The organism is Nocardia sp. JCM 38205 (assembly GCF_058222935.1).
Genome location: NZ_JBYHFL010000004.1, coordinates 641,145 through 668,072, shown reverse-complemented (window position 1 = coordinate 668,072; position 26,928 = coordinate 641,145). Strand labels below are relative to the sequence as shown.

General features: G+C 68.8%; 22 protein-coding genes and 1 tRNA gene. 12 read left to right on the top strand and 11 right to left on the bottom strand.

What is annotated here, in order from left to right; genetic code table 11:
• Window positions 1-4: 4 nt before the first annotated feature.
• Entirely contained in the window at window positions 5-913 is a 909-nt protein-coding gene (locus tag AC4HOU_RS18690) for an Abi-alpha family protein (RefSeq protein WP_194991325.1), read from the bottom strand.
• Entirely contained in the window at window positions 904-2,178 is a 1,275-nt protein-coding gene (locus AC4HOU_RS18685; protein ID WP_280212414.1) for a DUF445 domain-containing protein, read from the bottom strand. The genes AC4HOU_RS18690 and AC4HOU_RS18685 overlap by 10 nt, the downstream gene beginning before the upstream one ends.
• Before the next feature lie 322 nt (window positions 2,179-2,500).
• Here AC4HOU_RS18685 and AC4HOU_RS18680 point away from each other — a divergent pair, with 322 nt between their 5' ends.
• Both AC4HOU_RS18680 and AC4HOU_RS18675 read left to right on the top strand, forming a co-directional pair.
• Entirely contained in the window at window positions 2,501-3,376 is an 876-nt protein-coding gene (locus tag AC4HOU_RS18680) for an Abi-alpha family protein (protein WP_490724834.1), read from the top strand.
• Between the two features lie 173 nt (window positions 3,377-3,549).
• A complete protein-coding gene (locus AC4HOU_RS18675; protein ID WP_163811370.1) occupies window positions 3,550-4,086 on the top strand; it encodes a nuclear transport factor 2 family protein in 537 nt (178 codons plus the stop codon).
• Window positions 4,087-4,135: 49 nt separating this feature from the next.
• On the opposite strand, the gene AC4HOU_RS18670 is transcribed toward AC4HOU_RS18675, so the two are convergent.
• A complete protein-coding gene (locus tag AC4HOU_RS18670) occupies window positions 4,136-5,779 on the bottom strand; it encodes a peptide chain release factor 3 (protein WP_163811371.1) in 1,644 nt (547 codons plus the stop codon).
• A 443-nt stretch (window positions 5,780-6,222) separates the two neighbouring features.
• On the opposite strand from AC4HOU_RS18670, the gene AC4HOU_RS18665 reads away from it, so the two are divergent.
• Window positions 6,223-6,828, top strand: a complete 606-nt coding sequence (locus AC4HOU_RS18665) for a 50S ribosomal protein L25/general stress protein Ctc (protein WP_194991328.1) — start codon at window positions 6,223-6,225, stop codon at window positions 6,826-6,828.
• A 22-nt stretch (window positions 6,829-6,850) separates the two neighbouring features.
• Window positions 6,851-7,426, top strand: coding sequence for an aminoacyl-tRNA hydrolase (gene pth / locus AC4HOU_RS18660; protein ID WP_194991329.1), 576 nt, complete (start codon window positions 6,851-6,853; stop codon window positions 7,424-7,426).
• Here the strand turns inward: pth and AC4HOU_RS18655 are convergent.
• From AC4HOU_RS18655 to AC4HOU_RS18645, 3 genes are all read right to left on the bottom strand, one after another.
• Complete coding sequence (locus AC4HOU_RS18655) at window positions 7,423-9,069, bottom strand: fatty acyl-AMP ligase (RefSeq protein WP_195006794.1); 1,647 nt, start codon at window positions 9,067-9,069, stop codon at window positions 7,423-7,425. The genes pth and AC4HOU_RS18655 overlap by 4 nt on opposite strands.
• Window positions 9,070-9,444: 375 nt before the next feature.
• The gene (locus AC4HOU_RS18650; RefSeq protein WP_194992833.1) at window positions 9,445-10,362 is read right to left on the bottom strand and encodes a ribonuclease Z; all 918 of its coding nucleotides are present in this window, start codon (window positions 10,360-10,362) and stop codon (window positions 9,445-9,447) included.
• A 13-nt stretch (window positions 10,363-10,375) separates the two neighbouring features.
• The gene (locus tag AC4HOU_RS18645; protein ID WP_195006793.1) at window positions 10,376-11,548 is read right to left on the bottom strand and encodes an aminotransferase class V-fold PLP-dependent enzyme; all 1,173 of its coding nucleotides are present in this window, start codon (window positions 11,546-11,548) and stop codon (window positions 10,376-10,378) included.
• A gap of 194 nt (window positions 11,549-11,742) precedes the next feature.
• Here AC4HOU_RS18645 and egtA point away from each other — a divergent pair, with 194 nt between their 5' ends.
• The 4 genes from egtA (at window position 11,743) to egtD (ending at window position 16,351) form a co-directional block, all read left to right on the top strand.
• Window positions 11,743-13,068: an ergothioneine biosynthesis glutamate--cysteine ligase EgtA gene (gene egtA / locus AC4HOU_RS18640; RefSeq protein ID WP_490724833.1), complete on the top strand. Its 1,326-nt coding sequence runs from the start codon at window positions 11,743-11,745 to the stop codon at window positions 13,066-13,068.
• Between the two features lie 100 nt (window positions 13,069-13,168).
• Window positions 13,169-14,506, top strand: a complete 1,338-nt coding sequence (gene egtB, locus AC4HOU_RS18635) for an ergothioneine biosynthesis protein EgtB (RefSeq protein WP_490724854.1) — start codon at window positions 13,169-13,171, stop codon at window positions 14,504-14,506.
• A 9-nt stretch (window positions 14,507-14,515) separates the two neighbouring features.
• Window positions 14,516-15,337, top strand: coding sequence for an ergothioneine biosynthesis protein EgtC (egtC, locus tag AC4HOU_RS18630; protein ID WP_163811386.1), 822 nt, complete (start codon window positions 14,516-14,518; stop codon window positions 15,335-15,337).
• Window positions 15,338-15,379: 42 nt separating this feature from the next.
• The gene (egtD, locus tag AC4HOU_RS18625) at window positions 15,380-16,351 is read left to right on the top strand and encodes an L-histidine N(alpha)-methyltransferase (protein WP_194989328.1); all 972 of its coding nucleotides are present in this window, start codon (window positions 15,380-15,382) and stop codon (window positions 16,349-16,351) included.
• 13 nt (window positions 16,352-16,364) lie between these two features.
• Here egtD and AC4HOU_RS18620 read toward each other — a convergent pair whose 3' ends face one another.
• The 5 genes from AC4HOU_RS18620 to AC4HOU_RS18600 form a co-directional block, all read right to left on the bottom strand.
• The gene (locus AC4HOU_RS18620) at window positions 16,365-17,240 is read right to left on the bottom strand and encodes a hypothetical protein (protein WP_490724832.1); all 876 of its coding nucleotides are present in this window, start codon (window positions 17,238-17,240) and stop codon (window positions 16,365-16,367) included.
• 53 nt (window positions 17,241-17,293) lie between these two features.
• Window positions 17,294-17,554 carry a hypothetical protein gene (locus tag AC4HOU_RS18615; protein ID WP_490724831.1) on the bottom strand — a complete coding sequence of 87 codons (261 nt, stop codon included), beginning with the start codon at window positions 17,552-17,554 and terminating at the stop codon, window positions 17,294-17,296.
• A 180-nt stretch (window positions 17,555-17,734) separates the two neighbouring features.
• Window positions 17,735-18,715 carry a ribose-phosphate diphosphokinase gene (locus tag AC4HOU_RS18610; RefSeq protein ID WP_036539892.1) on the bottom strand — a complete coding sequence of 327 codons (981 nt, stop codon included), beginning with the start codon at window positions 18,713-18,715 and terminating at the stop codon, window positions 17,735-17,737.
• Window positions 18,712-20,202, bottom strand: coding sequence for a bifunctional UDP-N-acetylglucosamine diphosphorylase/glucosamine-1-phosphate N-acetyltransferase GlmU (gene glmU / locus AC4HOU_RS18605; protein WP_163811394.1), 1,491 nt, complete (start codon window positions 20,200-20,202; stop codon window positions 18,712-18,714). The genes AC4HOU_RS18610 and glmU overlap by 4 nt, the downstream gene beginning before the upstream one ends.
• Before the next feature lie 169 nt (window positions 20,203-20,371).
• Window positions 20,372-20,442, bottom strand: a tRNA-Gln gene (locus AC4HOU_RS18600).
• Between the two features lie 269 nt (window positions 20,443-20,711).
• Here AC4HOU_RS18600 and AC4HOU_RS18595 point away from each other — a divergent pair.
• From AC4HOU_RS18595 to AC4HOU_RS18580, 4 genes are all read left to right on the top strand, one after another.
• The gene (locus tag AC4HOU_RS18595; protein WP_163811517.1) at window positions 20,712-21,332 is read left to right on the top strand and encodes a TetR/AcrR family transcriptional regulator; all 621 of its coding nucleotides are present in this window, start codon (window positions 20,712-20,714) and stop codon (window positions 21,330-21,332) included.
• A gap of 176 nt (window positions 21,333-21,508) precedes the next feature.
• Window positions 21,509-22,156 (top strand): TetR/AcrR family transcriptional regulator, encoded by a 648-nt coding sequence (locus AC4HOU_RS18590; RefSeq protein ID WP_195020019.1) that lies wholly within the window; start codon window positions 21,509-21,511, stop codon window positions 22,154-22,156.
• A gap of 278 nt (window positions 22,157-22,434) precedes the next feature.
• On the top strand, window positions 22,435-26,049 hold the full coding sequence (gene mfd, locus AC4HOU_RS18585) for a transcription-repair coupling factor (protein ID WP_490724830.1): 3,615 nt from the start codon (window positions 22,435-22,437) through the stop codon (window positions 26,047-26,049).
• A complete protein-coding gene (locus tag AC4HOU_RS18580; protein ID WP_490724829.1) occupies window positions 26,046-26,783 on the top strand; it encodes a nucleoside triphosphate pyrophosphohydrolase in 738 nt (245 codons plus the stop codon). Before mfd ends, AC4HOU_RS18580 begins: the two co-directional genes overlap by 4 nt.
• Window positions 26,784-26,928: the final 145 nt, after the last annotated feature.

Below are 26,928 nucleotides of genomic sequence, written 5' to 3'. Positions count from 1 at the left end.
ACCGTCAGCTGGTCTCGGCCGCGGGCCCCTCGTGCAGCACCACCGGCAGACAGGTCTGCACGAACTCCGCACCGAACCCGGTGAGGATGATGCTGCGATAGGACACCTTGGTGCCGAATCCCGAGCGCTTGAGCAGCTCGCGCACCGGTGACTGCGCCTCGAGCAGCTGGTAGCGATTCGGGTTGCCGACCGGTTCCTTGGCCAGCTCGATCAGGCCGAGCCTGCGCAGGTTGGTCAGATAGTGCTGGATGCGGTTGGGGAACCGCAGCCCGGCGTGCTCGCCGAGCAAGGTGAGACCCGATTCCTGGCGCAGCCCGAGCCGTTCGGCGCCGAGGCGGCTGAGCCTGCCGCCGTGCACCTCGATGGACGGCTGCGGACCGTCGGTGCGCAGGTAGCGCAGGATGCGGGCCTCGTCGGGAGTGATCTCGGCGAGGATGTTCGCGAACGCGGGATGCCCCTCGTCGCCGGCGTGGGTACTGGCCGACAACCGCAGCAGCGCCGCGCCCTGTTCCCGCAGGGTGGGCGCACTGAGGGGGCGCCGGGGCTGTTCTGTCTCGGAAAGTCCGAGCGCGCGCCGGAGCGCGGCCCGCACCTCGGCCTCGGCTTCGGCGCGGATCTCGGCGGGCGGCACCCCGGCCGCGCTGCGGCGGACCACCGTCCCGGTCACGTCGAGGACGGTGCCGACGCCCCAGCCCGCGGCACCGGCGACCGTGGACAATGCCACCCGAACCACCCCGCTCGCCGTGCGCACGGTGACGATCGGACGGCGCAGGGGATTGGCCCGCACGGCGGGCGCCTTGGGCTCCGCCCCGTACTCGAAAAGATGCGCTACCTCGGTGGATGTGCTGACCGGCTCGTCCGCACCGCCGGGATCCGAGGACGCCGACGATGCCGCTGAGCCGGTTACATCCATGTAGTCGCCACTCCTGTCCCGAAGACCAGAATGTGAGCGTAACCGGCGAAGAGCCCGAGCACACCGCCATGGACGAAAAGCAACCATTCGTCCTGTTTGATGGCCGATCGCAGCATTTCCACGAAGTCGTTGGGTGAGAGCACCGACATTTGTTTGGCGATGTAGTCGTTGATCTGCTTGCCCTGCCGGATGTTGAAGTCCGGGTCGGCGAAGGCGATCGGCGCGATGGCCATGGCCTCGCTGGTGATCGTCGATTGCAGGGCGTCGTACTCGCGGCTGCCGAGCACGAACTTGACCGCGCTGCGGGCCGGGCCGAGCGCCCGGTCGGCGGCAGGCCGCAGGGTGTCCTCCAGCATCTGCATGGTGCGATCCGACCGCGGGCCGTTCAGCAGCTCGTCGCCGATATTGGCCACCGTGACGACCTGGCCGGACACCAATTCGGCGTAACCGGCGGTGATTTCGGGCTGCCGTTTGATCAGCAGCCCTTGCCGCCACGGGCACCACCATTTCGGCTCGGCGGGCGCGAAGATCATGTTGATGCCGACCCAGTTCACCACCCAGCCGATGATCACACCGCCGATCGGCAGCACCGCCAGCGTCGGCCATCCGGTCAGATGCAGCACCGCGACGAGGACCGCGCCCATCGGGGCGCCGAAGTAGAAGCCGAAATTCTGCATGAACCGCAGTTCCTTGGCGCCGAGTACCTGGAACAGCTGGTTGAGCAATTGCGGGCGGGCCTGAAAATAGCGGATGACCATTTGCTTGACGTCGAGCAACTGATCGATGTTCTCGCCGAGTTCCACGGTGAGCTGGCGCAGAATGTCGGGCAGTTGCGCGCGGACGCGGTCGTGCACCATCTCGCGCACCTGGCTCGGCAGGTTGTACCAGAGCTGCGGATGTTCGCGGCGCAGGATTTCCTCGACGATATCGCGGATCTGATCGTCGGCGATGCTGGCCAGATGTTCGGCGAGAGCGTCGGGTTCGAGTTCACGATAGAAATCGGCGACGCTGCCGAGCTTGGACAAACCTTTGTCCACGGCGATGCTCGCCATTTTGTCCGCACGCGAGGGCACGATTCCCTGCCAGCCCATGCGTCCGTCGTAGCTGAGCAGCGGCAGCACCTGAATTCGCTTGGGCAGAAAAGGATAGACGGCGCGCAGGCCCGGAACATGGATGCCGTGGAATGCGATCGGCCGAAACAGCATCAGCACACCGGTCCAGTTGGTGATGTAGCCGATGACGCCAGTGAAAAGCGGAATGGTCACAAGCTCGAGGAGGATCGTCGGGTGAATCCCGAACACACTCTCTAACACGACACCCTCCTGCCGATACCCGGTGATCGCCGCCTCACCGGCACCTCAAATTAGCACCCCGTCGGCAGCAGGACCCTATGTGACGTGCGGCTCCGACTCCAAGCGCGAGTGCCACGCACCACAGGAGGTGTCTGAGACGTTTACCACAGTGCCCTCCTGTGGTGTCGTGGTTCTACGCGGGGGTGGGGACAATGACCACCACCACATCTGTTCGTGACTGGTGGGCAATAATCTGTGAGCGGAATCGTTCACCTGGCGATACATCGGAGTAGACGTGGCAGACGACAGGACCGGACAGGACGTGGCCCGGGCCGGTTTCCGTGCTGTGGAACGCAGCTCGGATGTCGAACAGCGGCAGATCAGCAATGAGGCCCGGCTGATTCGCGGCGTGTTCCGGGCCGCGGGGCTGGCGGCGGGCACGGTGGTGCGCGGCGGCCAGTGGGCGGTAGAGACCTCCTATGAGATGACCCGCGAGATCACCCAGGCCGCGCTCGACGGTGAGTCCTCCGCCGAGATCGCCGAGCGCACGGGTAACGCGCTGCGCTCGATGGCGCGCAGTGCGCTCGGGGTCACCGAGGGGTCGGTGCGCGAGATCGTCAGCTATGTGCCCAATCCGCAGGGGCCGGGCCAGCAGGCCATCGGGGTGGGCTCGTACCTGCGCTCGGCCACGGTCGACGAACTGCGCAGGCGCGGTGACGCACTGCTGGCCCGTTCGGCGGATGTGTACTTCACCGAAGAAGTGCATCCCGCCTACGACCGTATCCTCGACGAACTCGCGCCCGACGAGGCGCGCATCCTGCGTTTCATGGCGCTCAACGGGCCGCAGCCCTCGGTCGATGTGCGCACCAACCGCCCACTGGGCATCGGCTCGGAGCTGGTGTCCGGTGATCTGACCTCGGTGCCCGAACAGGCCGGGGTGCGCTACCCGGATCGGGCCCGCTCGTATCTGATCAACCTCAACCGGCTCGGCCTGACGCTGACCTCCGACGATCCCGTGGTGCTGAGCCGGTACATGGTGCTCGAGGTGCAGCCGGTGGTGGAGGCGGCGCTGAAGAAGGCCGGCCGCGCGCCCAAGATCGTGCGCAAGAGCCTTCGGCTGACCGAATTCGGCGAGGACTTCTGCCGCACCTGCTTCACCATCGGCGGCTGACCGGGCCGCGGCCGCGAATTCGCTGGGTGATAGCGATCTGATACAGATCTCGTCAAACGTTCGGTATGCCCGGTGCCGGGTGGGATCGTTGAGGTATGGACCAGGACGAGGAGCGTAGGGACTCCGAGTCGGGCGCAGAGCGGGAACCGGTCGGCCGGGTTCTGTTCGGACGGATGCCGGGTTCGATACCGGCACCCGAGAACGGTGCGCGCGACGACGTGTCCGAGATCTGCCGTTTGAAGTACCGGTATCTGCGCACGCTGGATACCAAGCAGTGGGACGAGTTCGCCGACACCATGGTCGCCGAGGCGACGGCCACCTACAGCGAGTACCTGCAATTCGAATCCCGCGAGGCGTTCATCGCGTTCATGCGCAATACCCTCGGGCCGCACGTCATCACCGAACACCGCTGCGATCACCCCGAGGTCGACGTCGACGGCGATACCGCCACCGGCACCTGGTACCTGGCCGATACGGTGCTCATTCCGGAGCACAACATGCTGCTGCGCGGCGCCGCGTTCTACTCCGACCGCTATATCCGCTGCGACGACGGGCGCTGGCGGATCTCGCACACCGGCTACGAACGCACCTATGAGGTGGTGCTCTCGCTCAGCGATCTGCCGAGCCTGCGCCTGACCTCGAGCCGGTGGGGACTGATCGCAAGGGATTCCGGGCTCGAATCGGTCGAGCGCGAGCCGGAGGCCGGCTGACCACTCGGTTCGCGGCTGTACCGCCCGGCCAGGGCCGGACCACCCGGGTTCAGTCGGCGGTGGCGACCAGCGGTTCCAGGGTCAGGCCCGGATGCTCCTTCTCGATGTACTGCAATCGCCATTTATCGCTGAACAATGCGAGCAGCACGCCATCGCTGCGGGTGAACACCTCGACCCCGCGCTGGCGGCCGAGTTCCTCGGCGGAGCCGGCGTCGGTGCGCCGGGCCAGCGTGTAGGGCAGATGGTCCATCTGCGTTTCGACGTTGTATTCGGCCTGCATCCGGGCGGTGACCACCTCGAACTGCATCGGGCCGACCGCCGCGAGCACGGGGGAGGCGTCGCCGCGCGCATCGTTGCGCAGCACCTGCACGACGCCTTCGGAGTCGAGCTGGTCGATGGCCTTGCGGAACTGTTTGTACTTGCCGGCGCTCTGGGCCCGCAGCACCGCGAAATGTTCCGGCGCGAAGGAGGGGATCGGCGGGAACTCCACCTTCTTGTCCACGAACAGGGTGTGCCCCGGCGCCAGCGCGGTCGCGTTCACCAGGCCGACCACATCGCCGGGGTAGGCGGTGTCGACGGTGGCGCGTTCCCGGCCGAACACGGTGAGCGCGTACTTCGTCGCGAACGGGCGCCCGGTCTGCGCGTGCGTCACCACCATGCCGCGCTCGAACTCGCCCGACACGATCCGCATGAACGCCAGCCGGTCCCGGTGCGCGGTATCCATGCCCGCCTGCACCTTGAACACCACCGCGCTGAACGGATCGGTCGTCTCGCGGACGCCACCATCGACGTCGCGGCGGCCGGCCGGCGCCGGGGCCAGCGCCACCAGCGTCTCCAGCAGCTGACGCACACCGAAGTTCAGCATCGCCGAGGCGTAGATGACCGGTGAGGTCTGCCCGGCCAGGAACAGTTCCTGATCGTGGTCCTGACCGGTGGCCGAGAGCAGTTCGCTCTCCTCGGCCGCGGTCTCCCATGCCTCACCCTCGCGGGCCTGCGCCTGCTCCGGGGTCAGCGATTCCTCCGGCGCGATGGTCGCGCCGCCCGCGGTGCGGGTGAAGTGGATGTACTCGACCGCCTCGCCGCCAGGGCCGCGCCGCAGCAGGCCGCGGAAATCGCCCGCGATGCCGACCGGAAGGAACAGTGGTGTCGGGGTCAGGCCGATCCGCTCGTCGATCTCGTCGAGCAGCTCGAGCGGGGCCCGGCCGGGCCGGTCCCACTTGTTGATCACGGTGATCACCGGGATACCGCGGTGGCGGCAGACCTGGAACAGCTTCAGTGTCTGCGGCTCCAGACCCTTGGCGGCGTCGATCAGCATGACGGCCGCGTCCACGGCGGTCAGCACGCGGTAGGTGTCCTCGGAGAAATCCGAGTGGCCGGGGGTATCGACCAGGTTGATCACATTGTCGATGTCGGAGCCGGCGGCGCGATAGTTGAACTGCAACGCGGTCGAACTGACCGAGATGCCGCGCGCCTTCTCCATCTCCATCCAGTCCGACACGGTGGACTTGCGCCCAGCCTTGCCGTGGATGGCGCCCGCCTCGGAGATCATCTTGGCGTGCAGCGCCAGCGCCTCGGTGAGCGTGGACTTACCGGCGTCCGGATGGGAGATGACGGCGAAGGTCCGCCGCCTCGACACCTCGGCGGGCAGCCCGCGTGAACCGGACGAGACAGCGCCGTCAGTGGAGGCGGTCAACAGCGACAACCTTTCGGGGGAGTGCGAGAATGTGGCAACCGGACAGTGCCTATTTTGCGCTGCCTGCGGTCGCGCGTGTTCACGGCCCCTGTATGTCCCGCGTTTGCGCTGCCACTCGGCCTGCGCGGCGACAGGGCGAACGCGAGGCGGGCCGCGCACTCGCAAGGTTCGGTGGTGTCTCGCTCGACATCGGTGGCACGACCGCCCGTCGCTGCCCGGTGACCACCCGATTCTGGTACTCCGCCCGGGTTGCGCTATGGTGTTCAGGTTGTCTCGGCGAGGGTGACCGCAGACTTTTTGCGACACCGTGATCGACGCGGCTCGGCTTCCGGCCGTCCTCGTTGTTGTCTTCGCCCGACGAGTAGACCAACCGAGCCAGGGCTCCCACGTTCCCTGGCGCCACCGTTGACCAGCCCGGAAGAGCCGTAGGAGTAGATCAGGTCATGTCCGACGCCAACCTTCTCGAAGCCGCAGTCCGCACCGAGTTCGGCAAGGGCGCGGCCCGCCGCACCCGTCGTGACGGCAACGTTCCCGCCGTCCTGTACGGCCACCAGACCGATCCCCAGCACCTGGCGCTCAACGCCCAGGCGTTCGCGGCGATCCTGCGTGAGCACGGCACCAACGCGGTGCTCAACCTCGTCATCGACGGCAAGAAGCAGCTGGCGCTGACCAAGTCGGTCGTCGTGCACCCGATCCGTCGCTACATCGAGCACGCCGACCTGCTCGTCGTCAAGAAGGGCGAGAAGGTCACCGCCGACGTCACCATCACCATCGTCGGTGACGCCGCCCCCGGCACCCTGGTCACCCAGGACGCCACCACCGTCTCCATCGAGGCCGACGCGCTGAACATCCCCGAGACCATCGAGGTCTCGGTCGAGGATGTCGAGGCAGGCACCCAGATCAACGCCTCCGACCTGCAGCTGCCCGAAGGCGTCGACCTGGCCGTGGATCCCGAGACCCTGATCGTCAACGTCATCGCCGCGCCGGCCGCCGCTGCCGAGACCGAGGGTGAGGGCGAAGCCGAGGCCGAGGGCGAGAGCGCCGAATAAGACTCGCGCATCGGTTGTCTCGATGACCGACTCCACGCCCGCGCTCGTCGTCGGGCTCGGTAACCCCGGGCCCGAATACGAGCGCACCAGGCACAATGTGGGCTTTCTGGTCGCCGACGTGCTCGCCGAGCGCGTCGGCGGCCGTTTCAGTGTGCACAAGAAGTCCGGTGCCGATCTGCTGACCGCGCGCTTGGACGGCCGTCAGGTGCTGATCGCCAAGCCGCGCTCGTTCATGAACCTGTCCGGCCGCCCGGTCGCCGCGCTGGCCCGGTTCTTCTCGGTGCCCGCGACCGAGGTGATCGTCGTGCACGACGAACTCGATCTGCCCTTCGGCGCGATCAGGCTCAAGCGCGGCGGCGGCGAAGGCGGGCACAACGGCCTGCGCTCGGTGTCGCAGGCGCTGACCACCAAGGACTATCTGCGCACCCGCATCGGCATCGGCCGCCCGCCCGGCAGGCAGGATCCAGCGGACTTTGTGCTCAAGCCGTTCTCCGCGCCCGAACGCAAGGACGTGCCGGTGCTCGTCGAGCAGGCCGCCGATGCTGTGGAGTTATTGCTGCGGGTGGGCCTGGAAACCGCGCAGAACCAGCTGCACTAGTGCAGATGCACCGCGGTGGCGGCCCGGCGCAGCTTGCCCGATGACGTCTTCGGCAGGGCGCCGGGGCCGAGCACCGCGACGGTGCGCGGGCGCACGCCCACCTCGGAGAACACCGCGTGCACGATCTCGCGTTCGATCCGCTTGACCTCGTCCGGGTTCTGGTGGTCGTTGCTTTCCACCACCACCGCGAAGCTCTCCCGCTTCTGCCCGGCGTCCAATCGCACCGCGACCGCATTGCCCGGACGCACGCCCTTGACCCGCATCGCCGCCCGTTCGATATCGGTGGGGAAGATATTGCGGCCGGCCATGATGATGACGTCCTTGATCCGGCCGCACACCACGATCAGCCCTTGTTCGGTGAAATAGCCGATATCGCCGGTGTCGAGCCAGCCGTCGGCATCCTGTGCCGACCGGAAGCCTTCGACGGTCACATAGCCGGAAGTGACGGCGGGACCACGCAATTCGATCACGCCCACCGAACGGGTGGGCAATGGCTGACGTTCGTCGTCGACGATGCGGCCCTCCAGATCGTCGACCAGGTAGCCGAGGGTCGGCAGTCGGCGGATATTGCCGTGATGCGAGTGCTGATCGTGCACCGGGACCGCTTTGCCGAGGGCTTCGAGCAGATCGGCGTCGACCAGGTCGAGCACCTGGCCGTGCCCGGGATCGGGGATGGAGACCGCGAGGGTGGTCTCGGCCATGCCGTAGACCGGGGTGAGCGCCATCGGGTTGAGCCCGAAACGCTGCCCGGCGGCGGCGAGTTTCTCCATGGTGTCCGGATCGACCGGCTCGGCCCCGTTCCACATATAGCGCACGCAGCTCAGGTCCAGGTTCGAGCCCTCGGCCTGATCGAGCCGGCGAGCCAGCAGTGAGTAGGCGAAATTCGGTGCCGCGGTGACGGTGCCGCGATACTTGTCGATCAGCTCGGCCCACAGGATCGGCCGCTGCAGGAAGTCCATCGGCGTCACGCACACCACCTCGGCGCCGAATTGCATCGGGACGCTGAGGAATCCGACCATGCCCATATCGTGGAACAGCGGCAGCCAGCTGACCATCACATCGTTGTCGAGCTGGAACTTCACCCGGTTGAACATGGCGTGCGCGTTGACGAAGAAGTTCTCGTGGGTGATCCGCACGGCCTTGGGCGAGCCGGTGGAACCCGAAGTCAGTTGTTGCAGCGCGATATCGGCCTCATCGGTGGGCAGCGGATCGGTATCCTGGCCCTCGCGCAACTGCTCGACCAGCACCACGGTGATGCCGCGTTCGCGCAGCAGCGGCTCGGCCGCCTCGAACGGCGCGCCGAGGATCACCGCCCGCGCCTCGATCATGCCGAGCACGGTTTCGGTATCGCGCGCCCACACCGCGAGATCGGTGCGCGGGGTCGGCTGATGCAGCATGGTGATCGAGCCGCCGCGCATCCACACGCCCTGACAGGCGGGCGCGATATCGACCGGCATCCCGGCCAGCACCCCGACCGCGTCGCCGTGCCCGATGCCCGCCGCGGCCAGACCGCCCGCCATGCGCCGCGCGATCCGATGGATTTCGCCCCACGTCTGCCGCAGTGGTGCATCCGGTTCCCCGGTCACCAGCCCGCGCGTGGTCTCGCGCGCCGTCGCGTACATCTCCTCGGTGAACCTGCTCAACGCACCCGCTCCTCACCGGCCACACGGGCCGCCGACCGACCTGCCTCAACTATCCCGCTGTTCGAGCCCCGCGTTAACCCCCTCCGTGTGCGCGCTGGTCAGCGCCACATTCACGCCTGAAATGGCGGATGCGTCCGCAGGTGTCCGAATGGCCGCCCCTGACCCGCGTGCCCGAACCCCGCCGCACCGCCTACGCCGTTCGCGCGGCATGACCGCCGACCGGCTCAGGGATAGTAGCCCGGGCCGCCGTGAGCCGGGCGCGCGCGGCCTCGGCGTGGCGCGGACCGAACACGCCGCCGACACCGGCGCGCCGGACCCGACACGCGAATTCCGTTGGCGTCGTGCCGGTATCCGCCCGTTCCGCGATCGGTGATCTCAGCGGCGTGGCGGCAGCGGGATCCGGGTGAGGTCGGCGGCGACGACGATGGGGCCGCTGAATTCCCTTGCCGCCTCGGCGAAGTGTTCGTCAAGGGTGCGGTAGCGCTGGGAGAAATGGGTCAGCACCAGGGTGCGCACGCCTGCCTCGGCCGCGACCCTCGCGGCCTGGCCCGCGGTGAGGTGGCCGTGCTCCTCGGCCAGGTGCGCGTCGGCGTCCAGGAACGTCGCCTCGATGACCAGCATGTCCACCCCGGCAGCGAGTTCGGGTACGGCCGGGCACATACGGGTGTCCATGATGAACGCGAAACTCTGTCCGGGACGGCGGGTGCTCACCTCGTCGAGGGTGACGGTGCGGCCGTGCCAGTCGATCCGGCCGTCGCGCTGCAACCGGCCCACCGCGGGGCCGTGCAGGCCGATCGCCGCCAGCCGCTCCGGCCGAATGCGGTGGCCGTCCGGTTCGGTGATCCGGTAGCCGAAGGCCTCCACCGGATGCGAGAGGCGGGCCGCGGTGAGATGGAACGGCGCACCCGGCGCGTCCAGCGGGCCCGGTTCGGTGATCGGATGTCTGGTCAGCTCCACGGTGCGGTAGTAGACGCTGGCATCGCACAGCCGCTCGAAGTAGTGCTCGCCGGAAGCCGGGTAGTAGGCGTCGATCGGGTGCGGCACCTGGTCCAGATTGATCCGCTGCACCACGCCGGCCAGTCCGAGACAGTGGTCGCCGTGGAAGTGGGTGACCGCGATCCTGGTCAGATCGGTGACCGACACCCCGGCGTGGATCATCTGCCGCTGGGTGCCCTCGCCCGGATCGAACAAGATCCCCTCGGCACCCCAGCGCAGCAGGTAGCCGTTGTGGTTGCGCTGTTTCGTCGGCACCTGGCTGGCGGTGCCGAGGACGATCAGTTCGCGCTGCGACATCGCCGCGGGCCCGTCAGAGTTCCGCTACCGCGGCCAGGAACCGGTCCAACTCGTCGAAGGCGACGAAACAGTGCGGCGAGGCGCGGACCACGGCGTCGAGGGCACGTCCGGACATATCCAGCAGAGTGGAGCTGCGGTGGCTGACGGTGACGGTGATGTCCTGGGCGGCCAGCCGATCCCGCACCTCGATCGGGGCCACCGTGTCGACGGTGAACGACACGATGCCGCTGTGCCGGATGCCGAGATCGCGCACGGTGACGCCGGCGATCTCGGCCAGGCCCTTGCGCAGGTACTCCGCGCGGGCGGCGATCGCGGCGTAGACCTCGTCGGGACCCAGCCCGAGCAGGTAGTCGACGGCGGCGCCGAGGCCGAGCCTGGCGGCGACGTCGTGTTCCCAGAATTCGAACCGGCTCGCGTCCGGGGCCAGTCGGTAGTCCTCGGGTGCGGTCCATTCCGCGCTGTGCAGGTCCAGGCGGGCCGGCTCCATGGCCGCCGCCAATTCTGGACGCACGTACAGGAATCCGGTGCCGCGTGGGCCGCGCAGCCATTTGCGACCGGTGGCCGACAGCGCGTCGACGCCGAGCTCGGCGACGTCGAGCGGGATCTGCCCGGCCGACTGGCAGGCGTCGAGCACGACCAGCGCACCGGCCTCGTGCGCGATCCTTGTGGCCTCGGCGGCCGGATTGACCAGGCCGCCGTTGGTGGGTGCGTGCAGCAGCGACACCAGCTTCACCCGGTCGTCGATCAGGGTGGCGAAGGCATCCAGATCGAGCTGGCCGGTGCCGTCGCTGGGGATGTGCTCGACCGTCGCGCCGCTCGCGCGCGCCCGCTGCAGGGCTGCGATGGCATTGCTGGCGTAGTCGGAACCGGAGATGAGGACGCGGTCGCCGGGCCGCAGCGGCACCGAGTAGAAGAAGTCCGCCCAGGACCGGGTCGCGCTGTCGCTGAGCGCGATGCTCGCGGGCGTGGCATTGATGAGCCTGGCGATCGACTGTTTGACCGCGGCCAGATCGTCGAGGCGCTCATTGGCCGCGCGATAGCCGCCGACCTCGGCCTCACGGCGCAGATGGGCGATGACGGTGTCGGTGACCACCCGCGGCGGCAGCGACGATCCCGCGCTGTCGAGGAAGACCAGACCGTGTCCGACACCGGGGGTGTCCTCGCGTATCCGCTGCTCGTTCAGCATGCCGACGACGATATCCGCTCGATCCGCCGAACGCTTGCCCGGTACTTGTCGGTGTCCCTCGCTACCCTGGAATCCACCGACGACGCCGCCGGAACACCCACACGCCGTACCGCACGCCATATCGCAGCACCGAATATCCCGACGATCCACGCGCCGCATATCCACCGCGCACCGGAACCACCTGGAGGTCGAGCATGGCGGTCACCCTCGAGCGCAGGCAGGCGGGGCAGATAGCCGCCGACGGGGAGCTGTCCTCGCGCGCGGCGGCGGAGGCCTACATCGGCGGCGTCTGTTTCAAACTCGGGCCACCCGGTTTGATCGGCGCCGAACTCGAATGGCTCACCACCCACGGTGAGTGTCCGGCGTCAGGCCAGACGGCCGCCCCGCGTCCGCCACTCGACGTCGTCGCGGATGCCCTCGGACCGTACGCACCACGGTCCATCGCCCCCGATTCGCCCGCGCTGGCGCTACCGGGCGGCAGCCGGGTCACCATCGAACCCGGTGGTCAGATCGAACTCTCCAGCGCACCGTACGCCACCGCCGCCCAGCTCACCGAGCAGCTGCGTGCCGACACCGAGACGCTGCGCGAACTCCTCGAAACCCAGTGTGTCGGCATGGTTTCCGCGGCCGCCGACGCCGATCGTCGCGCCCGCCGGGTGCTGCGACTGCCCCGCTATCAGGCCATGGAGCGATACCTCGCCGGTCTCGGTCCCTTCGGCAAACTCATGATGTGCAACACCGCGGCCACGCAGGTCAGCGTCGACGCGGGTGCCGATCACGCCGAGGTCGCCGCCCGCTGGACCGCGCTGTACACCATCGGCCCCGCACTGCTGGCGGCCTTCGCCTGTTCCCCTGAGCTACGCGGCGCGCCCGCGGGGGAGTGGGCCTCGCAGCGGATGCGTACCTGGCTCCGGCTGGACCACTCCCGCACCCGCCCACCGGTCGAGGACTGGACCGACCCGATCGGCGGCTACGCCCGCTGGGCGCTGGACGCGCCGCTGCTGTGCGTGCGGTCCCGAGAGCCGCGGACCGGGCCCGCCGGTCGCGACGGTTCAGCCGAATGCTCATGGGCCGCCCCGCCCGGCGCCACGTTCGCCGACTGGCTGTCCGGCGCGTTGGACGACGAGATCGGCCGCCGCCCCGACCGCGGCGATCTCGACTACCACCTGACCACCATGTTCCCGCCCGTGCGGCCCTCGGGGCACCTCGAGGTTCGCTACCTGGACGCGCAGCCGGAGGCGAGCTGGACCGTCCAGATCGACGTCATCGACGCGGTGATGTCCACCCCCGCCGCGGTCGCCGAGGCCACCGCGATCGGGGCCCGGACGGCAGGCCGCTGGCTCGACGCCGCCCGTTGCGGACTGGCCGATTCCGAGATCCGGGCCGTCGCCGCCGAACTGCTCGACGCCGCGGCCACCCATGCCGCGACCCCGGACGCGGCCGCGTCGATCCAGGACGCTGCCCGGCGCTGCCGCAGTGCCAGGCAGCCGGGCCGGCTCGCGGCCGGGAGCGCCTCATGAGCGGGGCGATCACCCGAGACCGGCGGCTTCGACCGCTGTCGCGCGAGCCTCGCGCGCTGATTTTCATCGACCCACCAGTACCCGGAGTTCCATCGTGACCATCCACCTGCCCGCCGATGACACATCCGAGACCGAACGACTTCGTTCCCGCATCGCCGACACCCTGACCCGCGCCAGGTCCCGCACCGCCGCGCTCACCGACTGCCTCGACGAGGCCGAACTCGTCGCCCAGCATTCGCGGCTGATGAGCCCGCTGGTGTGGGATCTGGCCCATATCGGCAATCAGGAAGAGCTGTGGCTGGTGCGTGATGTCGGCGGGCGCGAGCCGGTGCGCGCCGACATCGATGAGCTCTACGACGCGTTCAAACACGCGCGCGCGAACCGTCCGTCGCTGCCGTTGCTGAACCCGGGCCAGGCCCGCGAGTACGTCGGCACGGTCCGCGACAAGGTATGGGATGTGCTCGATCACAGCACCCTGCGCGGTGCGCCGCTGGTCGAGGGCGGGTTCGCCTTCGGCATGATCGCCCAGCACGAACAGCAGCACGACGAAACCATGCTGGCCACCCATCAATTGCGGGCAGGTCCGCCGGTGCTGTCCGCGCCGTCGGCGCCCACCGGCATCGCCGCGGTGAGCGGTGAGGTGATCATCCCCGCGGGGCAGTTCACCATGGGCACCTCCACCGACCCCTGGGCGCTCGACAATGAGCGGCCCGCCCATCTGGCGTATGTGCCGGGCTTCGCCATCGATGCCGCGCCGGTCACCAACGAGCAGTACCTGACCTTCATCGCCGACGGCGGCTACGACCGTCCGGAGCTGTGGTCCAAGCGTGGCTGGGATCATCGGCTCGAGGCAGGCCTGGTGGCGCCGCAGTTCTGGGAGCGCGATTCCGGCGGCCAGTGGTGGCGGCGGGTATTCGGCGTGCTGACGCCGTTGCGGCCGCATCAGCCGGTGGTGCACGTCTGCTGGTTCGAAGCCGAGGCCTACGCCCGCTGGGCGGGTAAGCGCCTGCCCACCGAAACCGAATGGGAGAAGGCCGCCCGCTACGACCCGGACACCGGCCGGTCCCGCCGCTACCCGTGGGGCGAGGCCGAACCGGACGTGGCGCACGCCAATCTCGGCCAGCGCCATCTGGAACCGGCCGATGTCGGCGCGTACCCGGCGGGTGCGTCGCCGGCCGGCATCCATCAGCTCATCGGCGATGTCTGGGAGTGGACGGCCTCCGGTTTCGACCCCTATCCGGGCTTCCGCGCCTTCCCGTATCGCGAGTACTCGGAGGTCTTCTTCGGCGGCGATTACCGCGTCCTGCGTGGTGGTTCGTTCGGCACCGATCCGGTGGTCTGTCGCGGCACCTTCCGCAATTGGGATCATCCGATCCGGCGCCAGATCTTCGCCGGTTTCCGGCTGGCCCGCGACCTGAAGCCGGGGGAGGCAGCGTGATCGGCCGCCATGTGTAGACACCTGGCATATGTCGGCCCGCCCGCGCCGGTCGGCGACCTGCTCACGCGTGGTGTGCACGCCCTGCGCACACAGGCCTGGGCGCCTCGGGATATGCGCGGCGGCGGCACGATCAACGCCGACGGATTCGGTGTCGCCTGGTGGCGCCGCGCCGACGATTCCGGCCGCGCCCTGGTCAGCCGCTACCGCAATGCGGCGCCGATCTGGACCGACCCGGCGGTGGAGGAGGTACTACCGCAGATCGAATCCGCCGCGGTAGTCGCGGCCGTGCGCTCGGCGACGGTGGGGATGCCGGTCGAGCGGGCTGCCTGCGCGCCGTTCACCGATGACGGCTGGGCCTTCAGCCACAACGGCGTCGTTCAGAATTGGCGCAAAGCGCTCACTGCCGCCCTGGCCGATCTGGACAGTGCCGCGACTCGCGCCGGCGCCACCCGGATGTTCCAGACCGCCGACCTGCTCGATGCCGAATCCGCCACCGATTCGGCCGCGCTGTGGGTGCTGCTGCGCGGGCTGCTCACTCCCGGTGCGCCACCGGATCTGGTGACGAGCCCGGCCGACGCGCTCCGCCTGTTGCTCACCTCGGTGCTCGCCCACGCACCGGCCGCCCGGCTGAACTTCCTGCTCGGCGACGGTTCGACCATCTGGGCCACCGCGTGGGAGCACGCGCTCTCGGCCCTGGTCACCGACGATTACGCGATCGTCTGCTCCGAACCGTATGACGCCGACCCCCGCTGGCGGCCGATCCCGGAGCACAGCTTGGTGCTCGCCGCCCCGGGCCGCCTGACCATCGAGTCGCTCGACCGTGAGCGGTGAACGCATGACACCGGATTCGCCGCCGACGCAAAGGATGCCGCCATGACCGAACCGACGCTGGAAGTCCATCTCACCGACGCCGATCTCACCGCGGCGCTGCGCACGGACGCCCGGCGCGGGCTCACCGCCGATCCGAAGTGGCTGCCGCCCAAATGGTTCTACGACGCGCGCGGCAGTGAACTGTTCGAGCAGATCACCGAGCTGCCCGAGTACTACCCGACCCGCACCGAACGTGCCCTGCTCGAACGGGTGGTCGGCGAGATCGCCCACGCGGCCCAGGCGGAGGTCCTGGTCGAGCTCGGTGCGGGCTCCGCGGTGAAGACCCGGCTGCTGCTGTCGGCGCTCACCGCGCAGGGGCCGCTGAAAACCTACGTGCCCCAGGATGTCTCGGCCGCAGCGCTGCGCGCGACCGCCGCCGAGGTCGCGCGCGAGTTCCCCGGCCTCGCGGTGCACGGGGTGGTCAGCGATTTCACCGATACCCTGCACAATCTGCCGCGCGGAGGCCGCCGGATGATCGCCTTCCTCGGCGGCACCATCGGCAATCTGGTGCCCGCCGAACGCGCCGAATTCCTCACCGACATCCATGACGTGCTCGAACCGGGAGAACACCTGCTGCTCGGCGCGGGCCTGGTGACCGACCCGGCGATCCTGGTGCCCGCCTACGACGACGCGGCCGGGGTGACCGCCGAGTTCAACCGCAATGTGCTGCACGTGCTCAATGCCCGCCTCGCGGCCGACTTCGTTCCCGACGACTTCCGTCATGTCGCCGTCTGGGACGCCGAGAACGAGTGGATCGAGATGCGGCTGGAAGCCACCGAGAACATGCGGGTCGAGGTCGCCGATCTCGACCTCGTCCTGGACTTCGCGCGCGGCGAGCAGCTGCGCACCGAGATCTCGGCCAAGTTCCGCCTGGAAGGCCTCGACACCGAACTGTCCGCGGCCGGATTCACCCTGGACAAGGCATGGACCGACCCGGACAGCCGCTTCACGCTGGTGCTGGCGACCCGCGCCTGAGCGCGGGCCCGCGCTAGTTCTGTTCGGGCACGATATCGGCGTTGAAGAACGCGAAGGCGAGGATCAACCCGATCGCCATCGCCACACCCGCGGCGACGGCGGCCCATTTGCCGAGCGGTTCGCCCTTGTTGTGGCCGATGATGCCGAGGATGATGCCGGCGGGCCCGAACAGGATCGGGCAGAACAGCAGGCAGATGCCCGCGCAGACGAACCCGATGATGGAGAACACCTGCGTCCCCGAGCGCTGCGGCTGGGCATCGTAGGGCTGGAAGGATTGCTGCGGATAGGACGGGAACCCGCCGCCCGCCTCACCGCCGGGACCGCCGGAGGCCGGCGGATAGGCTTCGGGATACCCGGATGTCCCGCCGGGGCCTGTGCCCCACTGCCCGCCCCCGTGCTGCCCCTGCGGGTACGGCTCACCATAAGGCTGCCCTGCGCCGGTGCCCCAGGCCTGATCACCCGACGGCGGTTGCCCGGACGGCGGCTGTTGCGAGGATGTCGAACCCACTCCGCCCGGCTGCGCACTCCACGCCTGCCCCGGTCCGCTCTCCTGCGGCTGCTCCCGCCACGCCTGCTCGGGCACCTCACCACCGGGGGGAGTGCCGTGCCCGCCGGACGGCTTGTCCAGCCTCGGCGGCTCGGTCCCCGCGCCCTGGCCCGGCGCCGAACCGGTCACCTCCTCGCCGGGGCGCGCTTCGCCGCTCGTGGGCTTCCGCAACGTGGGCGGCTCGGTCCCCGCGCCCTCGCCCGGTGCGGAGCCGGTCACCTCTCCCGACTCGCTCGACGGCTCCGGAGTGTCCGGTTCCCGCTCCGGTGGCGTCGCGCGCGGCTCCCCGTCCTGCGGCCGGTCCCCGCTGCCTGGGTCCTGCGGATGCTGCGGCGTGGTCATAGCGCTCTCCTCATTCGTCCGATCGGGTTCGGCTGTGGAGCAGGTCGAGCGGTCTACTGGTCGGGTTCTTCCACGATCTCCATGGCGGCGAGTTCGGCGGGCCGGTCGTCATCGTCGGCGAGTTCGGCGGCGCGGCGGCGCGGGGTCCACTCCTGGTCGAGTTCTTCGTCGATGCCGAGGCGGCCGTCGTCGTCGCCGGGGCGATTGCGGATCCGCAGGTCAGCGGGCGGATCTTCGACGGCGTCCTGGTAGGCGCGGATCTCGTCGGCCTGTTCGTCGTCGCCCATGTCCTCGTCCAGCGGGTCAGGGTCCATGTTCGCCAGTATGCGCCGATCGGCGCACCGATCGCGGGAACCCGAACACAAAAAATGACGGGCCCGGACCACATTGGTCCGAGCCCGTCGCAAACTGACCGGGTCAGGCGGTGTTCGATGTGCCTGCTCCGGAGGCCCTGCGTGGTGACGCTTCGCTACCGCCTCCGGGCCTTGACCGGGTCAGGCGTTGCCGTTGAACAGCCCGGTCACCGAGCCGTTCTCGAACACCTCGCGGATGGTGCGGGCCAGCAGCGGCGCGATCGACAGCACGGTCAGCTGCGGGAACTTCTTGTCCTCGGTGATCGGCAGGGTGTTGGTCACCACGACCTCCTTGGCGCCGCAGGCGGCGAGCCGCTCGGCGGCCGGCGAGCTCAGCACGCCGTGGGTCGCGGCGATGACGACGTCACCGGCGCCGGCTTCCTTCAGCACGCTGACCGCGCCGGCGATGGTTCCACCGGTGTCGATCATGTCGTCGATCAGGATGCATGTGCGGCCCTCGACCTCACCGACCACGCGGTTGGACTTGACCTGGTTGGGCACCAGCGGGTCGCGGGTCTTGTGGATGAACGCCAGCGGCGAGCCACCGAGGGAGTCGGCCCACTTCTCGGCGACGCGCACGCGGCCGGAGTCCGGCGAGACCACGGTGATGTGCTCGAGGCTGTAGTTGGACCGCACGTACTCGGCCAGCTGCAGCTGCGCGTGCATGTGGTCGACCGGGCCGTCGAAGAAGCCCTGGATCTGATCGGTGTGCAGGTCGACGGTGATGATGCGGTCCGCACCCGCGGTCTTGAGCAGGTCGGCGACCAGGCGCGCCGAGATGGGCTCACGGCCGCGGTGCTTCTTGTCCTGGCGCGCGTACGGATAGAACGGCAGGATCGCGGTGATCCGCTTGGCCGAACCACGCTTGAGCGCGTCGATCATGATGAGCTGTTCCATCAGCCATTCGTTGAGCGGCGCGGGGAAGCTCTGCAGCACGAAGGCGTCCGAACCACGGACCGACTCCTCGAAGCGTACGAAGATCTCGCCGTTGGCGAAGTCGCGCGCGGTCTGGGGTGTGACGTGGACGTCGAGTTCCTTGGCGACCTGCTCGGCCAGCTCAGGATGCGAACGTCCGGCGAATAGCATCAGGTTCTTCTGATTATCGATCCATGACGCGGTCACTGCTGTTTGCCATCCTTTAGCTCGATTGCCTGACTCGACATCTCGTTTGCCGCGATGGCTTCTGCCGCCGCGCGCGCCGCAGCGGTTCCGGGACGATACCGCTGCACCCAGTTCTCAATATTGCGCTGTGGTCCACCCGACACGGCGAGCGCCCCCGGCGGAACGTTTCTGCGCAGTACAGTACCCGCCGCCGAATAGGCGCCGTCACCCACGGTGATGGGCGCGACGAACATCGTGTCGCTGCCCGTGCGCACATGCGAACCGACGGTGGTGTGGTGTTTGTTCACCCCGTCGTAGTTCACGAAAACGCTGGACGCGCCGATGTTGCTGTGCTCGCCGATGGTGGCGTCGCCGACGTAGGTCAGATGCGGCACCTTGGAGTGCGCGCCGACGGTGGCGTTCTTGGTTTCGACGAACGCTCCGAGTTTGCCGGACTCGCCGAGGACTGTACCGGGGCGCAGGAAACTGAACGGCCCGACGGTCGCGGCGGGCCCGATCACCGCGCCCTCGCCGTGCGTGCGCACCACCTTCGCGCCCTCGCCGACGATCACATCGGTGAGGGTGGAGTCCGGCCCGACCTCGGCGTCCTCACCGATGACGGTGTTGCCGAGCAGCTGCACACCCGGCCGCAAGGTCACATCGCGGCCGATCCGCACCCCGGCGTCCACCCAGGTGGTGGCCGGATCGATGACGGTCACGCCGGCGCGCATATGCCGTTCCAGGATGTAGCGGTTGAGCGTGCGGGCGGCCGCGGCCAGCTGCACCCGGTCGTTGACGCCGGTGACCTTGGCCGAATCGACCAGCCGCGCACCCTGCACGGGATGGCCCGCCTCGTGCGCCAGCCGCAGCACATCGGTCAGGTAGAGCTCGTGCTGGGCGTTCGCGGTGGACAGCCGCCCGAGCATGGTGCGCAGCACCGTCGCGTCGAAGGCGTACACACCGGAGTTGACCTCGGTGATCTGGGCCTGCTCCGGGGTGGCATCGGCATGTTCGACGATCTCGGTGACCTGGCCGTCGGCGTCGCGCACGATCCGGCCGTAGCCGTTCGGGTCGTCCGGGACGAAGGTCAGCACCGTCACCGCTGGACGTTCGGCGTAGCTGCGGTGCTCGTCGAGCAGGGCGGCCAGGGTGTGCCCGTCCAGCAGCGGCACATCGGCGGAGGTGACGAGCACGTCACCGGTGAAGTCGGCGGGCAGCGCGGTCAGCCCGCACTGCACGGCGTGGCCGGTGCCGAGCTGCTGCTCCTGCACGGCCGGAATGATCTCGCGGGCCTGTTCGGCGGCCACCGCCGCGGCCGCGGCGCCGACCTGCTCCCGGTCGTGCCCGACCACCGTGATCAGATACGCGGGGTCGATCTCGTTCGCCGCATGCAGCGCGTGCGCGAGCATGCTGCGGCCGGCCAGCGAATGCAAAACTTTGGGGGTCTTCGACCGCATTCGTGTCCCGGCACCGGCTGCGAGAACGACGACGGCGGTCTGCTGTGGCATGAATCTCCCTCGGCTGCCTGTCATCGTGCTGGTCAAACCTTCGGCCCACGCAGTGCTCACACTGCCCGTGAGCCGGCACCGTGTCCGTGGCAGGCCACCGTGCCAACGGCCGGCACCGCACCCGTGCGCTGGACACCGTACCCGCGAGCTGATCCGCTGTGCTCGCGTGCTCCGCCGCCAGGACTCGAACCTGAACTATCTGAACCAAAATCAGAGGTGCTGCCATTACACTACGGCGGATTGTCGCATCGACGGGACACATACGCGCCCGCCAGTGCGCCTCGGCACGGCAACGATACTCGCATGCCGACCTCGGATCCGTCGAACCGTGGGCGTGATTCGCGCGCCCGGCTGCGCCCGCGCGCGAGCTGTCTGGAACAGTTGTCCCATACCAATCGCCGGCGTAGGTAGGGAGGCCAATGCACGAGACACCCACGACCGGCGAGAATCCGCGCGTCAGCGCATCCGGCGACAAAACGCGCCGGGGCGGCCAGTCGCCCCGCCCCCGGATGACGGGCACGCAGCGGCGTCAGCAGCTGATCGAGATCGGTCGCGCGTTGTTCGCCGAACGCGGCTACGACGCCACCTCCATCGAGGAGATCGCCCAGCGCGCGCAGGTGTCCAAGCCGGTGGTCTACGAACACTTCGGTGGCAAAGAGGGTCTCTACGCCGTTGTGGTGGACCGTGAGATGTCCATGCTGCTGGACATGATCACCTCTTCACTGACCCAGAATCGGTCCAGGGTCCGGCTCGAACAGGTGGCGCTGGCGCTGCTCACCTACATCGAGCAGCGCACCGACGGCTTCCGCATCCTGGTCCGCGATCAGCTGCCGCAAACCGGCGACGGGCGCTATTCGAGCCTGCTCAACGAGGCCGTGAACCAGGTCGCGCACATCCTCGCCGGCGACTTCGAGCGCCGCGATCTGGACACCAGCTTGGCCACCCTGTACGCGCAGGCGCTCGTCGGCATGGTGTCCACCGCGGCGACCTGGTGGCTCGATGAACGCACCCCCTCGAAGGAGGTCGTCGCGGCGCATCTGGTCAACCTGTGCTGGAACGGTCTGCGCCACCTCGAGGCCGATCCGCAACTCAGTTCGGAGTGGCCGGCCGGGACCGAGAACCGGCCGTGATAGTTAACCGGTGAATTGCGAACGAGCTTGCACCACATACTCGAATCGTCTGCCGAGCGGCGCGCTGGTGGTACGGTTCACCCATCCTTTGGGTGCTGTTCGGGCGGTATGTCGGTCAAATTCGGGATGTCGGTCTACTTCAGGATGGCTGGTTTTTGGGATGACAGGCGGATCTGATGGCTAGGCAAGCGCGCGCGGAGATCACCCGCGACTCCGTCCTGGCGGGCGCGGCCGATGTCTTTCTGCGCTTGGGCTATGCGAACGCGAGCCTGAGCGAGATCATCGCGCAGTCCAACGTGACCAAGGGCGCCTTGTACTTTCACTTCGGTTCGAAGGAAGAGCTGGCCCGCGCGGTCGTCGACCAGGGCAACGAGCGCCTGGTGAGTTCCTGCCAGGGCTTCTTCGATCCCCGGGTGCCCGCGCTGGAGGCCTGCATCGGCATCACCTACGTGGTGGCCGATCTGTCGATGAACGACCCCATGGTCGGCGCGATGCTCAAGCTCACCCACCAGATCGGCGACTACCGCGGCGCCGCGGGCGACAACATCGCCAAATCCTGGGGTGATACCTACCGCCTGCTGGCCGAGCGCGCCATCGCCCAGGGCGATCTGCTGCCCGACCTCGACCCGGAAACCATCGGCCTGCTGTTGCAGGGCGTCACCACCGGCGTGCATATCGTCGCGGTCGGCACCGAAGCCATCGACCAGATGGCCACCCGCATGGAACGCGCCTGGTACTTCCTGCTGCCGGCGATCGTGCCGCCGGAGAAGATCTCCTACTTCCGCGAGTTCGCCGCCCGCCGCCTGCGCCGCTACGTGCCGTGATGGTGCGCGCGGCCGCTCGATCTCGCTTCGCTCGACATCGGGGCTGACCGGCCGTTGTGCCGGGTTGCGCGGCGAGGTTTCGCATGACCGAGCGCGCATCGGGGTCATCACGTCACCGGCGCCCGTCTTGTCGACGCCGGAGGGGCGACTTCGAGGAGCCCCGTTCGCGGCCCGGCCCCCGGAAAACCGAGCCATGAGGGGGCCGCGAACACGCCGCGACGAAGGAGCGGCAGAATGGCAGGGCCGGTCGATTCGCCCGTTCGCTTCAGGAGTTGAGCATGTCTGCCCCACGTCCACCTCTGGCGGGCCTGGCCGCCGCGGCCGGCGCCGATATCGCGCTGCGGACCGTATCCGACCTGGTCGGCACGTCGCGGGTGGAGTTGGTCGCACCGGCGGCGGCGCGGGCGTTCGTGGCGGGGACGGTGGCGGCGAGCAAGCCGGTGGTGGTGGTGACGGCCACCGGACGCGAGGCCGACGATCTGACCGTCGAGCTGACCGAGATCCTCGGTGATGCGGTCGCGCAGTTCCCGTCCTGGGAGACGCTGCCGCATGAGCGGCTCTCACCCGGCGCGGACACTGTCGGCCGCAGGCTCGCGGTGTTGCGCAGGCTGGCGCACCCGGAAGACCCGGTATTCCCGGAACCGCTGCGCGTGGTGGTGACCACGGTGCGTTCGCTGATGCAGCCGATGGCCTCGGGGCTCGGCGATATCGAGCCGATCGTGCTGCGCGTCGGCACCGAGATCGACTTCGACGAATTGCTCACCCGCCTGGTCGAATTCGCCTACACCCGGGTCGACATGGTGGGCAAGCGCGGTGAATTCGCGGTGCGCGGCGGCATTCTCGATGTGTTCCCGCCGACCGCCGATCATCCGGTGCGCGTGGAGATGTGGGGCGACGAGGTCAGCGAGCTCCGCCCGTTCTCCGTCGCCGATCAGCGCTCGCTGCCGGAGCTGAACATCGACGTCGTGGTGGCGCAGCCGTGCCGGGAGCTGCTGCTCACCGAGGCGGTCCGCGACCGCGCGGCCGAGGTGGCATCGGCCAATTCCGCCGACGCCGCCCTGGTGGAAATGCTGGAGAAGCTGGCCCAGGGCATCCCGGTGGACGGCATGGAGGCGCTGCTTCCGGTGCTGCGGCCGGGCGCGTTGAGCCTGCTCACCGAGGAACTGCCCGAGGGCACCCATCTGCTGCTGTGCGATCCGGAGAAGATCCGCACCCGCGCCGCCGACCTGATGCGCACCGGCGCCGAATTCCTCGAAGCGTCCTGGACCGCCGCCTCCTTCGGCGGTGACGCGCCGCTGGGCGCACACGGCCTCGACCTGGCCGCCTCCGCCTACCGTGCGCTGCCCGACATCCACGACAGCGCCACCGAACATGATCTGCCCTGGTGGACGCTGAGCCCGCTGACCTCGGGCGATCCCGCCGAAGTGGTGCTCCCGGTGCAGGCGGGGCCGACGGCGCGGGGCTCCGACGAGCTGGTCGCGACGATCTTCGCCTCGCTGCGCGCGCACGTCACCACCGGTGGCCGGGCGGTCGTGGTGGTGGCCGGTCACGGTACCGCCCAGCGCGTGCTCGAACGGCTCGCCGACGCCGACGTGCCGGCCGCCGCGCTGGACAGCGGCGCCGAACCGGAGACCGGTGTGGTCGGGGTGCTGTGTGGTTCGCTGCACGACGGCGTCATCTTCGACGATGCGGGTCTGGTGGTCGTCGCCGAATCCGATCTCACCGGCAACCGGGTCACCGCGCCCACCGAGGGCAAACGGCTGCCGGCCAAACGCCGCAATCAGGTCGATCCGCTGGCGCTCAACGCCGGCGATATGGTCGTGCACGATCAGCACGGCATCGGCCGCTTCGTCGAGATGATCGAACGCACCGTCGGCGGCGCGCGGCGCGAATACCTGGTCATCGAGTACGCGCCCGGTAAGCGCGGCCAGCCCGGCGACCGGCTGTTCGTGCCGATGGAATCGCTGGATCAGCTGTCCCGCTATGTCGGCGGCGAGATGCCGAGCCTGTCCAAGCTCGGCGGCTCCGACTGGGCCAACACCAAACGCAAGGCCCGCAAGGCGGTGCGCGAGATCGCCGGCGAGCTGGTGCAGCTCTACGCCGCCCGCCAGGCCGCGCCCGGCCACGCCTTCGGCCCGGACACGCCGTGGCAGCAGGAGATGGAGGACGCGTTCGCGTTCACCGAGACCGTCGACCAGATGACCGCCATCACCGATGTGAAGGCGGATATGGAGAAGCCGGTCCCGATGGACCGGGTCGTCTGCGGCGACGTCGGTTACGGCAAGACCGAGATCGCGGTGCGCGCGGCGTTCAAGGCGGTGCAGGACGGCAAACAGGTCGTCGTGCTGGTGCCGACGACGCTGCTGGCCCAGCAGCATCTGCAAACCTTCACCGAGCGCGTCGCCGGTTTCCCGGTGACGGTCAAGGGCCTGTCGCGCTTCACCGATCCGGCCGAATCCCGCGAGGTGCTGGAGGGCATGGCCTCCGGCGAGGTCGACATCGTGGTCGGCACGCACCGGCTGTTGCAGACCGGTGTGCGCTGGAAGGATCTCGGCCTGGTCATCGTCGACGAGGAACAGCGCTTCGGTGTCGAGCACAAGGAACACATCAAGGCGTTGCGCACCCACGTCGACGTGCTCACCATGTCCGCGACGCCGATCCCGCGCACCCTGGAGATGAGTTTGGCGGGCATCCGGGAGATGTCGACCATCCTCACCCCGCCCGAGGAACGTCATCCGGTGCTCACCTATGTCGGCGCCTACAGCGACAAGCAGGTCACCGCCGCCATCCGGCGTGAGCTGCTGCGCGACGGCCAGGTGTTCTACGTGCACAACCGGGTGTCCTCGATCGACAAGGCCGCCAAGCGGATCCGGGAGCTGGTGCCGGAGGCGCGGGTGGTGGTCGCACACGGTCAGATGAACGAGGACACCCTCGAGAGCACCGTGCAGGGCTTCTGGCAGCGGGAATTCGATGTACTGGTGTGTACCACCATCATCGAGACCGGGCTCGACATCTCCAACGCCAATACCCTGATCGTGGAACGCGCCGACGCGCTCGGTCTATCGCAGCTGCATCAGCTGCGCGGCCGGGTCGGGCGCAGTCGCGAGCGCGGGTACGCCTACTTCCTGTATCCCCCGGAGAAGCCGCTCACCGAAACCGCCTACGACCGGTTGGCCACCATCGCACAGAACTCCGATCTCGGCGCGGGCATGGCGGTGGCGATGAAGGATCTCGAGATCCGTGGCGCGGGTAATGTGCTCGGCGCCGAACAGTCCGGTCACGTCGCCGGCGTCGGCTTCGACCTGTACGTGCGGCTGGTGGGCGAGGCGGTGGAGGCCTATCGCGCCGCCGCTGACGGCAAACCGATCACCACCGAGGAAACCAAGGAGGTGCGCATCGACCTGCCGGTGGACGCGCACATCCCGCCCGACTACATCACCAGCGACCGGCTGCGTCTGGAGGCCTACCGCAAACTGGCTGCCGCACACGATGATTCGACGCTGGCCGCGGTGGTGGAGGAGCTCGTCGACCGCTACGGCCCGCTGCCGGTGGAGGTCGGCAGGCTGGTGTCGGTGGCCAAGCTGCGGCTGCTCGCCCGCGAGTACGGCGTCACCGAGATCGCCGTCACCGGGACCACGGTGAAGATCTCGCCGCTGAACCTGCCCGATTCCAAGCAGTTGCGGCTCAAGCGGATCTACCCCAGCGCCACCTACAAGGCGGCCAGCGGGGTGGTCGGTGTTCCGCTGCCGCGGGTGCAGGACAGCGTCGGCGCGGACCGGTTGCGCGATGTGCCGCTGCTGCAATATCTCGCCGATCTGCTGCTGGCGCTGGACGGCAAGGCGCAGGGCGCCGTCGATCTCACCGTCGCCACCGAGGCCACGGTCGCCCGATGAGCCCGGCACCCGATTCACGTCCGATGCCCGACGCGCTGCGTGTGCAGACCGATACCGCCACGCTCGCGGCCGGGCTCGCCGAGGCCGTCGAGGTGATGGACCGACTGTGGCATTTCGGCGGCTGGGAATCCACCCAGACCCACGATTCGCTGCGCCCGTATCTGCTCGAGGAGACCTACGAGCTGCTCGACGCCATTCAGCACGAGGACGCCGAGACCATCAAGGAGGAACTCGGCGATCTGCTGTTGCAGGTGCTGTTCCATTCCCGGATCGCGCAGGCGGCGGGGGAGTTCACCGTCGACGATGTGGCGGCTGCGCTGGTCGCCAAGCTGGTCAACCGCAGCCCGCATCTGGTCGCCTCCGAGCTGCCGCCGGACGCCGGCGTCGAGGAGAAGATCGCCGCGCAGGAAAAGGCCTGGGAGGAACGCAAATCCGCGGAGAAGGCGCGCCGATCGTGCCTGGACGGCATCGCGATGGCGCAACCGGCGCTGGCCCTGGCCGAGAAGGTCCTGCAGCGCAGTAACCGGGCGGGGCTGCCGGAGGATCTGATTCCGCCCGCGCTGCGCATGGTCCGCCTGGGCGGACGCGACAGCGCCGAGGAACGGCTGCGCAAGGCCACCCTGGCCTTCGCCGATGCGATCCGCGCCGCCGAGGACGCCGCCGAAGCCGACCGCGGCACCCGCGCTCCGCTCGATGCCGCCGCCTGGCGCAGGTACTGGCAGGCGAGCCGCTGACAGCTCCTGTCGCGCCCCGAACCGCTTGTCCGTTCCGGCGGTGTGGTCGGCCGTGACCGCTGTCCGGCCGGATCGGCTCTTCGGTCGGCCACGGCGGTCCGACCGTCGCCACCGCCCGGTGACTGTGAGCTGCACCGCAGCGACG

Bases quoted from the DNA above. Each gene is read 5' to 3' on its own strand.
- AC4HOU_RS18690 (WP_194991325.1), bottom strand. From the start codon at position 913: ATGGATGTAACCGGCTCAGCGGCATCGTCGGCGTCCTCGGATCCCGGC.
- AC4HOU_RS18675 (WP_163811370.1), top strand. From the start codon at position 3,550: ATGCCGGGTTCGATACCGGCACCCGAGAACGGTGCGCGCGACGACGTG.
- AC4HOU_RS18665 (WP_194991328.1), top strand. From the start codon at position 6,223: ATGTCCGACGCCAACCTTCTCGAAGCCGCAGTCCGCACCGAGTTCGGC.
- pth (WP_194991329.1), top strand. From the start codon at position 6,851: ATGACCGACTCCACGCCCGCGCTCGTCGTCGGGCTCGGTAACCCCGGG.
- AC4HOU_RS18650 (WP_194992833.1), bottom strand. From the start codon at position 10,362: ATGTCGCAGCGCGAACTGATCGTCCTCGGCACCGCCAGCCAGGTGCCG.
- AC4HOU_RS18645 (WP_195006793.1), bottom strand. From the start codon at position 11,548: ATGCTGAACGAGCAGCGGATACGCGAGGACACCCCCGGTGTCGGACAC.
- egtA (WP_490724833.1), top strand. From the start codon at position 11,743: ATGGCGGTCACCCTCGAGCGCAGGCAGGCGGGGCAGATAGCCGCCGAC.
- egtC (WP_163811386.1), top strand. From the start codon at position 14,516: ATGTGTAGACACCTGGCATATGTCGGCCCGCCCGCGCCGGTCGGCGAC.
- egtD (WP_194989328.1), top strand. From the start codon at position 15,380: ATGACCGAACCGACGCTGGAAGTCCATCTCACCGACGCCGATCTCACC.
- AC4HOU_RS18620 (WP_490724832.1), bottom strand. From the start codon at position 17,240: ATGACCACGCCGCAGCATCCGCAGGACCCAGGCAGCGGGGACCGGCCG.
- AC4HOU_RS18615 (WP_490724831.1), bottom strand. From the start codon at position 17,554: ATGGACCCTGACCCGCTGGACGAGGACATGGGCGACGACGAACAGGCC.
- glmU (WP_163811394.1), bottom strand. From the start codon at position 20,202: ATGCCACAGCAGACCGCCGTCGTCGTTCTCGCAGCCGGTGCCGGGACA.
- AC4HOU_RS18595 (WP_163811517.1), top strand. From the start codon at position 20,712: ATGACGGGCACGCAGCGGCGTCAGCAGCTGATCGAGATCGGTCGCGCG.
- AC4HOU_RS18590 (WP_195020019.1), top strand. From the start codon at position 21,509: ATGGCTAGGCAAGCGCGCGCGGAGATCACCCGCGACTCCGTCCTGGCG.
- mfd (WP_490724830.1), top strand. From the start codon at position 22,435: ATGTCTGCCCCACGTCCACCTCTGGCGGGCCTGGCCGCCGCGGCCGGC.
- AC4HOU_RS18580 (WP_490724829.1), top strand. From the start codon at position 26,046: ATGAGCCCGGCACCCGATTCACGTCCGATGCCCGACGCGCTGCGTGTG.